General features: G+C 64.9%; 11 protein-coding genes. 9 read left to right on the top strand and 2 right to left on the bottom strand.

Features of this window, described 5'->3' with window-relative positions:
* The 5 genes from GPT33_RS12310 to GPT33_RS12290 form a co-directional block, all read left to right on the top strand.
* The coding region (locus tag GPT33_RS12310; protein WP_296809361.1) for an MOFRL family protein at window positions 1–802 on the top strand (802 nt) is incomplete at its 5' end.
* Window positions 799–1,635 carry a ferritin-like domain-containing protein gene (locus GPT33_RS12305; protein ID WP_296809360.1) on the top strand — a complete coding sequence of 279 codons (837 nt, stop codon included), beginning with the start codon at window positions 799–801 and terminating at the stop codon, window positions 1,633–1,635. The genes GPT33_RS12310 and GPT33_RS12305, both read left to right, overlap by 4 nt.
* Before the next feature lie 258 nt (window positions 1,636–1,893).
* A complete protein-coding gene (locus GPT33_RS12300) occupies window positions 1,894–3,147 on the top strand; it encodes a bifunctional alpha/beta hydrolase/OsmC family protein (protein WP_296809359.1) in 1,254 nt (417 codons plus the stop codon).
* Between the two features lie 158 nt (window positions 3,148–3,305).
* Window positions 3,306–3,830, top strand: a complete 525-nt coding sequence (locus GPT33_RS12295; protein ID WP_296809358.1) for a TIGR00645 family protein — start codon at window positions 3,306–3,308, stop codon at window positions 3,828–3,830.
* Window positions 3,831–3,951: 121 nt separating this feature from the next.
* A complete protein-coding gene (locus GPT33_RS12290) occupies window positions 3,952–4,632 on the top strand; it encodes a hypothetical protein (protein WP_296809355.1) in 681 nt (226 codons plus the stop codon).
* A 145-nt stretch (window positions 4,633–4,777) separates the two neighbouring features.
* Here GPT33_RS12290 and GPT33_RS12285 read toward each other — a convergent pair whose 3' ends face one another.
* On the bottom strand, window positions 4,778–6,328 hold the full coding sequence (locus GPT33_RS12285; protein WP_296809352.1) for a glycosyltransferase family 39 protein: 1,551 nt from the start codon (window positions 6,326–6,328) through the stop codon (window positions 4,778–4,780).
* 239 nt (window positions 6,329–6,567) lie between these two features.
* Between GPT33_RS12285 and GPT33_RS12280 the strand changes: the two genes are divergently transcribed.
* The 4 genes from GPT33_RS12280 to GPT33_RS12265 all read left to right on the top strand — a co-directional run bounded on the left by GPT33_RS12280 (window position 6,568) and on the right by GPT33_RS12265 (window position 12,769).
* Window positions 6,568–7,686 carry a glycosyltransferase family 2 protein gene (locus GPT33_RS12280; protein ID WP_296809351.1) on the top strand — a complete coding sequence of 373 codons (1,119 nt, stop codon included), beginning with the start codon at window positions 6,568–6,570 and terminating at the stop codon, window positions 7,684–7,686.
* Between the two features lie 172 nt (window positions 7,687–7,858).
* Window positions 7,859–8,527 carry a response regulator gene (locus GPT33_RS12275; RefSeq protein ID WP_296809349.1) on the top strand — a complete coding sequence of 223 codons (669 nt, stop codon included), beginning with the start codon at window positions 7,859–7,861 and terminating at the stop codon, window positions 8,525–8,527.
* The gene (locus GPT33_RS12270; RefSeq protein WP_296809346.1) at window positions 8,524–9,867 is read left to right on the top strand and encodes an ATP-binding protein; all 1,344 of its coding nucleotides are present in this window, start codon (window positions 8,524–8,526) and stop codon (window positions 9,865–9,867) included. Before GPT33_RS12275 ends, GPT33_RS12270 begins: the two co-directional genes overlap by 4 nt.
* A 265-nt stretch (window positions 9,868–10,132) precedes the next feature.
* Window positions 10,133–12,769, top strand: coding sequence for a PKD domain-containing protein (locus GPT33_RS12265; RefSeq protein ID WP_296809344.1), 2,637 nt, complete (start codon window positions 10,133–10,135; stop codon window positions 12,767–12,769).
* Window positions 12,770–12,911: 142 nt separating this feature from the next.
* Here GPT33_RS12265 and GPT33_RS12260 read toward each other — a convergent pair whose 3' ends face one another.
* Window positions 12,912–13,235 carry a PIN domain-containing protein gene (locus tag GPT33_RS12260; RefSeq protein WP_296809363.1) on the bottom strand — a complete coding sequence of 108 codons (324 nt, stop codon included), beginning with the start codon at window positions 13,233–13,235 and terminating at the stop codon, window positions 12,912–12,914.
* Window positions 13,236–13,677: the final 442 nt, after the last annotated feature.

The raw sequence follows: 13,677 nt of genomic DNA, 5'->3' as shown, positions 1-13,677 counted from the left end.
CCGCATGAACCAGTGGCTGCTCGGCAGCGGCCTGCCGATTGACGCGGTCAATCGGGTGCGCAAGTCGGTCTCTCGGATCAAGGGCGGGGGTCTGCTCAGCGCGCTCGGCGAACGGCCGAGCCGAGCGCTGGCGATCTCGGACGTGCCCGGGAATGAACCGGGCGTGATCGGCTCCGGATTGCTGGTTGCCGAGGTCGGTCTGGTCGAAGGGGTTGCGGGTCTCGATCTGCCGAAGTGGCTCTCGGATTGTGTCGAGCGCGGGCTGGCGGAGCGGGGGGCGCTGCCGATGCTTGGTCCGCAGATCGAGCTGGTCGCGACCCTGGAAACCGCCAAGTCCGCCGCAGCAGACGCGGGGCGCCGAGCGGGTCTCGCGGTCCGGATCGACACGCAGCCGGTCGAGGGCGATGCCGCACTCGTGGGCCGACATCTGGCGCGTGCTTTGCTGGACGGCCCGCCCGGTCTCTCGATTACGGGCGGCGAGACGACGCTGTGTCTGCCGGATGCGCCTGGGCGTGGCGGTCGTAATCAACATCTTGCTCTGGCCGCGGCGATCGAGCTTGCCGGTCATGCCGATGCCGTCTTGTTGAGCGCGGGGACCGACGGGACCGATGGCCCGACCGACGACGCCGGGGCCTTGGTCGACGGCGCCACGCTGGAGCGAATCCGGGACGCCGGACTCGACGCTGACCGAGGGCTGCGTCGCGCCGATTCGGGCACGCTGCTCGAGGCGAGCGGCGACCTGATCCGCACCGGACCGACGGGGACCAACGTGATGGATCTGATTCTGGGGTGGCGCGGATGACGCATGTGCAGGGCAACCTCTTCGATGTCGCGGCCGCCTGTCTCGGCGAGCCGGACCCTGCCCGCAAGCAGGCCGCGACACGGGCGGCGGCCCAGCACTGGCGGGCCGGATGCCTCGATGCAGATGCCGCGGACGCGGCCCGGGTCCGGGATCTACCCGGGCGTCCGGAGCGGCCCGAGCTGGTTCCGCCGCGCGCGCTCAAGGCACGCAAGCTCAAAAGCCGCGAGGGCCGTGCGGCCATGATCCACGCGGTGGCGCACATCGAGTTCAACGCCATCAACCTCGCCTGGGACGCAGTGCAGCGCTATCGCGAGATGCCGACGGCTTTCTACGACGATTGGATCCAGGTCGCGGCCGAGGAGGCCGAGCATTTCGGCCTCATGCGCAACCGACTTCGGGATCTCGGCTACGACTACGGCGATTTCCCGGCCCATGACGGCCTCTGGGAAATGGCGCGCGTGACCGCCCACGACCCGCTCGTGCGCATGGCTTTGGTTCCGCGCGTCCTGGAGGCGCGCGGGCTGGACGTCACGCCCGGGATGATCGCGCGCTTCGAGGCTGCGGGCGACCCGGAAACGGCGGCCTGCCTGGGGGTCATTCTGCGCGATGAGGTCGGCCACGTGGCGGTCGGCTCGCGTTGGTTCAAGCGCCTGTGCGCGGAGCGCGGCCTCGATCCGGGCCCGCTCTATTTCGCTCTTCTGCGCGAGTACATGCGCGCCGAGATCCGCTGTCCGCTCAACCTCCCGGCCCGTCGCGAAGCCGGCTTCGACGAGGTCGAGCTCGATCGTCTCCAGGCACTGTGTCGGGCGGGGGAGGGGGGGCCGGTCGGCTGATTCGCGGGCTGAGGTTTGCGTGGCGATTGTGGTTGACTCTGGAGGAGCCTTCAGCCTTCAGCTGTTGGCCTTTATCCTTTCCCCCGATCTCGAGCGCTCCGGCGGGCCTTGCTCGGCAACGCCCCATGGTCTTGCGGGTACGTATTCGCCCGACGCGCCCCGACCCTATCCAATCGATGAACAAAAAAAGCTGGCGGCCGGCAGCTGGAAGCTGGAGGCTCTTGCCGTATCGATGGATCTCCGACGAGAGGAATTGGCATGGCACGAATCAAACTTGAGTTTCCGAATCCCGAGGGGCACACACTGGTGGGTTTGCTCGAGACGCCCCCGGATCGCGTGCCGACGGCCCGTTATGCCCTCTTCGCGCACTGCTTTACCTGCAGCAAGGATATCGCGGCGGCGACGCGCATCAGTCGCGCCTTGGCCGCGCGCGGGATCGCCGTGTTGCGGTTCGACTTCACCGGGCTCGGCAACAGCGACGGCGACTTCGCCAACACCAACTTCTCATCCAACGTTGCCGACCTGCTCGCCGCTGCGCGCAAGCTGGAGGAGGATTACGAGGCCCCGGCGCTCCTGATCGGACACAGCCTGGGCGGTGCAGCGGTCTTGGCCGCCGTGCACGCGCTCCCGTCCGTCGAGGCGGTGGTGACTATCGCCTCCCCGGCGACCGCATCGCATGTCCAACACCTCCTCAGCGGGGCGCGCGGCCAGTTGGAGGAAACGGGGGAGGCCGAGGTGCAGATCGGGCAGCGACGCTTCCGTATCCGCAAACAGTTACTCGACGACCTGGATCAATACGCCTCGGCGGACCACATCCGTCACCTCAACCGCGCCCTCCTGGTCTTCCATTCACCGCTCGACACCATCGTGTCGATCGGGGAGGCCGGCAAGATCTTCCAAGCGGCGCGGCATCCCAAGAGCTTCATCTCGCTCGACAAGGCGGACCATCTGCTCGCCAATCGCGAAGACGCCGAGTACGTCGCCGAGACCCTGGTCGCTTGGGCCAGCCGCTACCTGGGGCTCGGCAAGCACGGCTTTGAGCAGAGTATCGGGACTGCACCTCGCGTGGCCGAGAAAGAGGTCCTGGTCACCGAGCTCGATACTCGCTTCCAGCGCGGGCTCTACACCCATCGCCATCAATGGCTGGCCGACGAGCCTAAGTCGGTCGGTGGCTCGGATTTGGGGCCCACGCCCTACGATCTGCTGCTGATGTCGCTCGGCGCCTGCATCTCCATGACCGTGCGGACCTACGCCAGACACCAGGGGCTTGCGCTGGACGACGTCGAGGTACGCCTCAGCCAGGACCGGGTTCACGGGCGGGATTGCCGCGATTGTGATCAAGAGGAAGGCCGGGTCGAGGGTATCGAGGTACGTGTGAACATCCTCGGTGCACTCACGCCCGAGGAGCGCACCCGTCTGCTCGAGATCGCCGCGCGCAGCCCGGTCTATCGCACGCTGACTGCTTGCACGATCGTGCGAATCGGCTCCGAGGAGGAGCCGCCGGCTCCCTGAACCGACGCCTAAGCCGAGGCCCGAGGGCCGAATGATCGAGCGCCGTTGAAGTGGTGGCCGGGCCCGCGTAGCATCCCGCCCGCTCCCGTCACCCCTGTCCGCGGCTCGCAATCGTTGGACTCCGACTCAATGGCTTGAAGGCAAACCGGAACCTCGACATGAAACGGATCGAACAATTACTGGAGTTGGTGATCTTCAGCAGCCGTTGGCTGCTTGCCCCCTTCTATCTGGGCCTGGTCCTTGCCATCGCCCTGCTGCTGGTCAAGTTCGTCAAGGAGTTCATCCACTTCGTCCCGCTCGTCTTCACCGCCGAGGCCGGCGAGGTGATCATTGGGCTGCTTTCCCTGATCGACGTCGTGATGATCGCCAACCTGGTGCTCATCATCGTGCTGGCCGGCTACGAGAACTTCGTCTCGCGGATCGACACCGGGAATCACGAGGACCGTCCCAACTGGATGGGCCATGTGGGCTTCGCCGAGCTGAAGATGAAGCTCATCGGCTCCATCGTCGCCATCTCCGGCATCGAGCTGCTCAAGGCGTTCATGTACGTGGATCGCCTGACCAACGAAGAGCTGGCCTGGAAGGTCGGCATCCACATGACCTTTGTCGTCTCAGGACTTCTGTTCGCGATGATGGATCGGATCTCGGCGGATAAGGCGAGCAATCGCGGAGACGATCATTAGTCGACATGATCAGCCTCGATCACTCATCCGGTCGGATGCGGTGAGCCCGCGAACCGCATCGCGCTCCGGCGGGCTAGGTGCTCCGATGTGAACGCGTTCGGCGGGGAACGATGAGACGCCGATGGCAACGCGTAAAGCCTTTACCCGAGATGAAATCGTGCTCTGCATTTATGCGGCGCGATACGATATCGACGAGATCGGAGGCATCGAGACCATTTACGCGTTGCAGTCACGCAGTCGCTCTTCGATCAGCATGAAGATCCAAAACATCGCCGCGATGTGCGACGACGCAGGCATCAGTCGGAACCCGACTCAACGCAGGCTGACGGGACGCCCGGCCGGAGAGACCGGCAGGCGGACCAACTGGGCCGAATTGTCGCAATATGCCGGCGTTGATCGGCACAGCCATCTGCTCGAGTGTCAGGCCATTATCGCGAAGGCATTTTCCTGGCCGGGGGAATTGACCGATGGCTCGACATTTTTGGAGGGTGCAAAACGCCGCGTGACGGTCAATGCCTACGAACGTGATCCTGCCGCTCGCCGACTCTGCATCGAACACTATGGCTGCTCATGCGTCATCTGTCGGTTCGACTTCCTGGCGTCGTTCGGCCCTGTCGCGGAGGGTTTTATCCAAGTACACCATCTCACGCCCTTATCGGAGATCGGTGCCCGATATGCGGTGAATCCGATCACCGACCTTCGGCCTGTTTGCCCGAACTGCCATGCGGTGATCCATCTCGGAGGATGCACACGTTCAATAGACGAGGTCCGTGAGATGCTGCGGTCGCGAGCGTCGGGTTAAACCGCGTCCAGAGCGACATGCGTCATTCTCATTTTGCGTTTAGCTTCGGAGATGTCCTTGATCTCGGCGACACGCGGTTTAAAATTTAATACTTTAAACTGCGCCGGCTCGAAGGTCCGATGTGAGCCTTCCCGGACAGTTTGCTTCACCCCTCCGGAAGATACCGATACAGATTCCACGTGTGCAGCGGACGGGCGCAGGGCGCCTCCGCCGCTTCGCTCAGCGGCTGCCCCGCGCAATCGAAGAGCCTGCGATGGGTCTCGCTGCGAAAACCGGCGATAGCCGGCGGTGCGCCGAATCCGGAGACCAGCCAGAAGGGAGAATCGACGGATTTCGGATCCAGTCGCGGTGCGATCTGTCCGCGCAGATACTCGGAGGGTCGGGTGAGGCCGGGCCATTGGGTCGTGGTGTCCAGGCTCGGCGCGTAGAAGCGAAGCATCGCCGTTGTTTGGTATCGGTCGGCATAGACGGGCTCTTCGAGCGTGCCGACGATCTCGGCCAATTCCCGAAAACCATGGGTCTCGCGCAGGACGCGATTTTGGCTGTCTCCGAGCGGCAGTGCCGCGGTCGCCGCATGGAATGCGTAGAGACTCAGGAGCAGCAGATTGCCCAGCGCGGCGGCGAGGACCCAGGGACGCAGATTGCGCAGCAACAACGCAGCCAAAGGCGCCGCGGAGATGAGATAGACGGCGGGCCAATTGGGTTCCACCTCGCTGCCTGTCGCGACCAAGGCGAAAAATCCCAATGGAAAGAGGGTTGCAGCCCACAGCAGAGGCTTGGCGTGGCGGGCCAGTGTCCCGGCCATCTCATGGCTCGGTTGGTTGCGTCGCGCCCGGTTGATCAAAGGCGCAAGGAGCAGGGGAATCGCGATGAGTCCCCAAAACGCGAGCTGGGTGCCGAGATAACCCGAGAGGCTGCCTAGGCGTTCGCCGACCGATTGGGGGCCGACGTGCTCAATGGCGCCGGGGGCCCCGACCGGAAGCGCGCCGACCTCGGTCGAGAAGCCGTGGCCGAACTGAAAGCGCATCGTCAGCCACTCGTTCTGTTGATTCCAGAGGATGTTCGGCGCGAAGACCAGCAGCGCGACGAGTCCGCCGAGGTAAGGCCAGCGCGTGCGCAGCGCGCGCGGGTCGCTGAAGAGGATGGCCAAGAGCAGCACCGGCCCGATCAAGACCATGGTGTATTTCCCCAGCAGACCGAGACCGACCGCTGCACCGGCGCTGAGCCAGCGGCGGCGCTGGCCGGCAAGCGCGCGCTCGCTCTCGTGCAGGGCCAGCGCCCAGGCCAGGCCCAGCATCGTGTCGGGCGTGGTGATGACGCCGCCGGCGAATCCGGGAATGGTCGCGAAGACCAGGCCCAGCGCCAAGGCCAGATCGCGCGGCGCCGTGAGGCCGCAGTTGCGGAAAAAGCGTGCAAGGATGAGCAGCGTCAGTGCGCTTGCGATCAGGGACCCGGCGCGTGACGCGAGCGCCGACGCCGGGGCGAGCCAGGTACCGATGCCGAGCAGCGCCACACCCGGTGGATGATCGAAATAGCCCCAAGCGAGACTGCGGGCCCAGTCGAAGTAGTAGGCTTCGTCCTGCGTGACCGGCAGGATCGCAGCGACGCCCGCCCGCCAAGCTGTCATGGCTGCGATCAAGGTGAGCAATAGGCCCCAAGCCTGACGGGGTGTATCGATGCCTCGGAGCGTTTCCATGGTGTCGTGACTCGCTGCGTTGTTTGATTCGGCGGATCTGATCCGGGCTGCGATCGGTCGAGGTGGCCGGAACGCGATCGCGTTAGAATAAAAACCTTTCGGTGCCCGGGTCTGCCGTCTCGTCACCTGTCCGGCGTCCCCAGCCGCGGGCGGCAGTCTACTTCAAAGGCACGCCCCGCACGTCCTTCCCTCGACGAATCGAACCTCCGCTTATGGCCAACAGGATCTCGGATCAGCCGATGCCTCAACACCACTGCCGCCCCCCCGAGTTGGCCGTTATCATTCCGACTTATCAAGAAGCGGACATGGTGGACGAGGTCGTCCGGCGGGTCGACGCGGTGTTGCAGGGGATCGACTGGGAGTTGATCTTCGTCGACGACGACTCCCCCGACGGGACCTCGAACCGGGTCCGCGCGATTGCACGGCTGGATCCGCGTGTCAGGCTGGTGCAGCGTATCGGCCGACGCGGGCTCTCGTCGGCCTGCATCGAAGGCATGATGTCGACGGCCGCGCCCTTCTTGGCGGTGATGGACGGCGACCTCCAACACGACGAGAGCCTCTTGCCCAAGATGCTCGCGGTGATCAAGGCCGAGAATCTGGACATCGTGGTCGGCAGCCGCTACGTCTCCGGCGGTGGGATGGGTGACTGGAACGCCCGTCGCCAATCCATGAGCCGGTTCGCGACCCGGATCGGACAGTACCTGATCCATGCGGACCTGCAGGACCCGATGAGCGGATTCTTTCTGGTGCGTGCCTCGGTGGTGCAGGGTTGCGTGCGGCGACTCAGCGGGGTCGGCTTTAAGATCCTGCTCGACATCTTCGCCGAAGCCGAGCAACCCCTGCGCTTTCGCGAGCTGCCCTTTACCTTTCGCGCGCGCGAGGCCGGCAGCAGCAAGCTCGACAACGCGGTCCTCTGGGAATACCTGCTGATGCTGACCCAGAAGCTGATCGGCCCGGTCATCCCGGTGCGCTTCATCGCCTTCTCGGCCATCGGTGGGCTCGGTGTCTTCGTGCACATGGCCGTGCTCTGGCCCATGCTGACCCTGCTCGGCACCGGCGCCTTCCTCATCAGTCAGGCCGTCGCGACGCTGGTCGCCATGACCAGCAACTTCTTCCTGAACAACATCCTGACCTACCGCGATATGCGTCTGCGCGGCCGGCAGCTGATCTGGGGCTGGCTCTCCTTCGTCGCCGCCTGCAGCGTCGGCGCCCTGGCCAACGTCGGCATCGCCAACTATCTCTTCCAAGGCGGGCACTCCGGCTGGTTCCTCTCGGCGCTCGCCGGGATCTTGGTCGGTGCGGTTTGGAACTATGCGGTGACCGCGGTTTACACTTGGAAGCGACCGCGGGCGGCCTAGTTCTGCGGTTCGTTCTCTTGGTGCTGTTCGGGTGGTATGACGACGGGCGGAAATCGGCCTTGTTCGTCATGAACCTGCATGCCTCTATCCTCGCCGATCATGAAGGCGGGATCCAACCAGCCTCGGACGCGATCCCTGGAGATCCGAATTTTCTCGCCACCATGAAGGATTCATGCGCATCCTGATCGTCGAAGACGACCCGCTCCTCGGCGCGGGCCTGCTGACCGGACTCGCTCAGGACGGCTATCGGGCAGATTGGGTCCGCAGCGCCGACCCGGCCGAGCACGCGCTGCGGGCGGAGCACTTCGATGTCCTGCTGCTCGATCTGGGGCTGCCCGGACGCGATGGTCTCTCCCTGCTGCGTGCACTGCGCAGTAAGGGGATCGATCTGCCGATTCTGATTCTCACCGCGCGCGATGCAGTGGCGGATAAAGTGGCGGGTCTGGATGCGGGCGCGGACGACTATCTGGTCAAACCCTTCGATCTCGATGAGCTGAGCGCGCGGATCCGCGCGCTGACGCGCCGCCGCGACGGCCATGCGACCCCCCTTTTGCAAGCCGGGGAGCTGGCGCTGGACACCGTGCGACGCGAGGTCAGTCTCGGCGACCGACCGCTGTCCCTGTCGCCCAGGGAATACGTCCTGCTGGAGACGCTGATCGCCAATGCCGACCGGGTCGTGCCGCGCGTGCGGCTGGCGGCGACGGCCTATGGCTGGCGCGACGAGATCGAGAGCAACGCTTTGGAGGTGCACATCCACAATCTGCGCAACAAGCTCGGGAAAGACCGAATCCTCACCGTTCGAGGGGTCGGCTATCGGCTGGTCTCGGTCCCGCCGCCGTGAGCTCGCTGCGCCGTCGCCTGCTGCTGTCGCTCAGCGTCGTCTGGACCGTCATCTGGATCGCGGTGGCCTTGATTGCTTGGAATCGCTCGGAACACGAGGTTGGTGAATTGATGGATGCGCAGTTGGCGCAGACGGCGCATGTCCTGCATCAGATCACGCTGTCCGGCGATTTGCCCACCATCGCAGGCGCGCCCCAAACCCTGTCGCCCATCGGGCACCCCTATGAATCCATGATCAGTTTCCAGCTCTGGCGGGAGGACGTCCTCGTCGGCAGCTTCGGTGCGGCGCCGCTGGAACCGCTCGCACGGCAGCCGGGATTCTCGGATCAGACCATCGGAACGACCCGGTGGCGCGTCTTCGGACTCCCGACGGGACGCGCCGGCGAGGTGCTCTATGTGGCACAGAACGACGGGATCCGGGAGGAGCTTATCGAGTACCTGACCCTGCATGCGCTGCAACCCATCCTCTGGTCGTTGCCGCTGACCGTGCTGCTGATCTGGCTCGCGGTGACGGACGGACTGCGCCCGCTGAGCCGTCTTGCCCGCGCCATCGGGCAGCGTTCGGCGGACCAACTGGCGCCGCTTGACGCGCGCCGCGCACCGAGCGAAATCCGACCGCTGATCGAGGCGCTCAACGGCCTGATGCATCGGCTAAAGTCTGCCTTGGAGACAGAGCGGCATTTTGCCGCCGATGCCTCCCACGAGCTGCGTACCCCCTTCGCTATCATCCGCACTCACGCCCAGGTCGCCCGACGCAGCGCCGACCCCGGCGAACGCGCGGAGGCGCTCGATACACTCATTTGCGGGGTCGACCGGGCGACGCATCTCATCGCCCAGCTTCTCATCCTGTCCCGGCTGCAACCGCGGACAGACGGCAGCGGGCGCCCGACCTGCTCGCTCGTCGGGACGGCGGAACAGTTGGTGGCGGACCGACAGGGAGCGGCGAGTGCCAAGTCCATCGAGTTGGTCTGCACCACCCCGCACGGCGAGCCTGGTCTGGTCGAGATCGCGTCTGGGGTGCTGGCCATTCTGGTCGGCAACCTCCTGGATAACGCGATCAAATACAGCCCGACGGGTGGGCGCGTCGCCGTGACGGTCAGCGCGTGGCGCGATGGTGTCCTGCTGTGCGTGGAGGACGCCGGGCGCGGCATCCCGGCCGAGGACCGGACGCGGGTCTTCGATCGCTTCTATCGCCCCGCCGGCCAGACCGAGCCGGGTGCCGGGCTCGGTCTGGCCATCGTGCGGCGCATCTGCGAGCTTCATAACGCCGGGATCGAGCTGCTGGACGCGGAGGATGGTCCGGGCCTTCGCGTTGAGGTGCGTTTTCGCAAGGTGGTGTAGGGCGGAGAAGTCGGTCAAGAAACCGTTTCGTCCCCTCCCGGATTGCCGAATGGGGCCTTAAGGTTCGCTTAAGGCGTGACGGGTTACTGTCGGAGCGGAATTAGCTTCGCAGCCCCGAACCGCCGCGTCCAATCCGAGCGGGCCGGTTCTTCGGGCTTCCCGGGGCGTTCCGTCGGGTCAGCCGGCCCGATGAAGGCAAGACCCGCGCGGACGATCGCGCGACGCCATTCATCGAGAGGGTAGAGCGATGCCAGTGTCCGAACCGATGGGCGCCCTCGGCGCACCCCCAACACGAGATCCCGGTCAGATTTGGCGTGGCTGGACGGCCCTGTGCCTTCTCGGCATGTTATGTCTCTTCGCCGCCGGCCTAGCCCTGGCGGATGACAAACGTGACCGTCACGGGGACGACGATGACGAGCGCGGTTCCTCCCCATCGCCACTGCGCATCGACAGCGCTTCCTGGGACAGCCGCGAGCGACGCCTACGCGTCTCCGGGCACGGCACGCCCCGGGCAAAGGTGACCCTGGTCAATGGCTATGCCCCTGAGCAAGAGCTCGATGACGACGAAGCCGATGAACGCGATGGCGCCTGGTCGATCCGCGAAGAGCGGCCCAGGCCGGTGCCCTGCCGGGTGCGCGCGATCCAAAAGGACGGACAGACGGCCGAGCGCGCTGTGGACCGGGCGCCAACCGACTGCGCGCCCAAGTCGCCCGGCCCGCCTCCAGACGATGTCAACCAGCCCCCTACAGCCAGGGTCAACGGCCCCTATAGAGCCCTTCCGGACACGGCTATCCGCTTCAGCAGTGCCGGCTCGGCCGACCCCGATGGCGCCATCTCGACCTATGCCTGGAACTTCGGCGATGGCGCGACCAGCACCCAGGCCAATCCCACACACGCCTATACGATGGTCGGTGACTACAACGTTACCCTCACGGTGACAGACAATGTCGGCGCGACGTCCGCGCCCTCGACCACCACCGTGACCATCTCCGATTCACCCCGGGTCGGATGTACTTCCCCCATCTTGGATCACTGCGAAATCTCCGCCTATACCGGACCAGAGGTCTGCGTCGCCTGCCACCAGGACGAGGCGCGCGATATGCACGGCTCGGTACATTACCAGCAGGGCGGCGCCTTCGACTTCGTGACCAACATCCCGGGCTACTTTGCGGCGGCCGGCGAGCGACCCGCCAAGGCGGCCAATGAACTGGTCGCGACCGGCGTCAACACCTACTGCGGTGCGCACGAGAACTCGCCGCGCTTCACCTGCGCCGGCTGCCATGTGGGTAACGGGCGCTTTGCGATGGCCCAGTCGCTGTTCGAGGAGCTTGATCCGACGTCGACGGAGGCCCACGCGCAACTCGCCAACATCGACTGTCTGACCTGCCATCAGGAGGTCTACAAACGCTTCCCGGATTGGACCAGAGATGGCTTCAGCGATTTCAGCCTGCTCAATCTGACTGAGGACGCCAGTGGCGCTCTGGTTCGCTCCGACGGCAACAAGGTCGTGCGCACCGGGTTTGAAGGTATCCCGAATGTGAGTTCGGCGGGCGATTTCCTGTTCAAGCCGGCGGGCCTCGATACCCTGCCCACGTCGGTCCCGATGACGCCCATGCCGCTCACCACCCTGGCGGCGGCGCAGAACGTCCATGCCACCACTCGCCAGTCCTGTCTCAACTGTCACGCAGGGGCGGCCGGGGCCGATGGCGCCAAGCGCGGCGATCTGTCGAGGGAAAACATCAACCCGAGCGTCACTCACGACATGCACATGAGTCCGGACGGCGCCAACCTCACCTGTTCGGATTGTCACAATGCGATTGGAAACAAAGGCGAGGGCCACCGGATGCGCGGCCGCGGACTCGACCTGCGAGCCAATGACGTGGCCGAGCGTTTCAGTTGCGAGACCGGCGGCTGCCATGACAGCCAACCACATGGCGACTTCAGCAACACCCTAGGCTCCAGCAAGGACAAGCATGCCATGAAGGTCGCCTGCCAGACCTGCCACATCCCGAGCTATGCCAAGGCGGCGGTCGGCACCGAGGTCGCCCGTGACTGGCAGGATCCACACCCGTCCGACTCGGCTTGCAACGGTCGCGGCGGCTGGCTCCCCCGCGAGGACAAGGGTGGCCTGGGGACCGCGTCGCTTATTCCCAGCTATACCTGGTTCGACGGCACGTCCGAGGTGGTCTATCTGGAAGAATCGCTCACAGGCGTGCCCACGGTCCCGTTGGATGCCACGGTGGCCGCCAGTTTCGTCGGTAACTTCAGCGCCGAAGATGATGCCTATGCCCTGGGAATGCCCAATGGCGACGTGACGAGCGAGAATGCCAAGCTTTATCCCATGAAGAAGCACTGGGGCAAGCTGGCGCGCAAGGACGATACCAACAGCCTGGTCGGACACTCCACCTTCGAGTTCTTCCGTACCGGCAGCTTCTGTCGCGCGGTCGCGGTGGGGCTCGGCGAGAATCCGGACGATCCCTTTGTCTGCCCCACCGGCAAACCAGGCTCGACCGAGATGCCCCCTGGCGCCAGCACCGTCCCGGTCTTCACCTATCAAACCATCAACCACGGGGTCGAACCCGACTCCAACGCCTTGGGCGGTGACACTGCGGGTTGCGGTACCTGCCACGGAGAGCTCAGTGGCGGTCCAGCGCGGTTGGACATGCAGGGGCTCGGGTATGGCCTGCGGACCTTGCCGAGTGTCGTGATCGGAACGCGTGCGGCCGTGCTCAACGGCAACCTCAACACGATCTGTACCCAATGCCACGAGAACGAATCGGAAGATCGCGATTTCGCGGGCGTGCACAGCCGGCATGTCCAGAAAGAGGGCAAGGAGTGTTCCGCCTGTCACAACTTCTCGCGGCCGGAGCGGGGGTTGAGCCTGAGTCGCGGCGAGGACTGAGAGAGCCGCACTCCGGAGCCAGTCTTGGGACCGCCCGAACCGGGCGGCCCTTTTCGTTTTGAGTGGTGAGGACAGTTGCGCTCGAATAACAGAAAACAGCACACGGTGAGTTGAGTGCGAAGGGGCTTTAGGATCGGGGCGGTCATAAGTCACGGATCCAGTCCTTGATGACCAGACCAGGGTAGTCCTTGAAGTCGTTCTCGTTTTTGGTAACCAGGATGGCGCCGATGCCGAGCGCGTGAGCGGCGATCAGGCGGTCCATGGCATTGCGCCGGAGATCGGGAACGGCGGTGCGCAAAACGCCGAAAGCGTGAGCCGCGGCTTCGTCAAACGGCAGGTGCGGCACCCGCTGCACGAACAGATCCAGGATCATTTCGTTGTGCTTTCGGCTGTCGAGGCGCTTCTCGATAGCGGCTCGGATCTCCGCATACGTGATGATCGAGATGCCGACATCACCCCGATTCAGCGATTCGAAACGGGCGGCCTGATCGACCAGCGCGCGAGTCGCCCCGTAGGCATCTCGGCAGAAAGCCGCAAAGTCGGTTTCAAGCTCCGGTCGGGGCCAGAGTGTTCCTGTTGTACCCGACTCCGAAATCCCGCCTCGGCGCGGGATGCAACGACTTCAGCGGCCATGAGGTCCGCCATGAGAACTTTGAATGCCTTTTCCGAGAAGGAGCGCGTTTACCACTGTTATCGGTCGCATCAAGAGGCCCTGCGCGTGCAGCGAGCTGTCGCATAAGCGCTTGAAGAGTGGCGCGCCGCCGAGCAGGCCGCGCAGAGGATGGATCGTCTATCCGCGACACGCTTCGCATCGAACGACCCGCTTCGGCTCGCTTGGCCGGCGGGCACCCTATCGTGGAGCCTGATAACGAAATAAATCCGTTTGCGCCAGGCAAAGCCTGGGAAAG

It is taken from the genome of Thiocapsa sp. (genome assembly GCF_011390875.1).
In the GTDB taxonomy this organism is placed as follows: Bacteria; Pseudomonadota; Gammaproteobacteria; order Chromatiales; family Chromatiaceae; genus Thiocapsa.
This window is presented reverse-complemented; position numbering and strand designations above follow the sequence as displayed.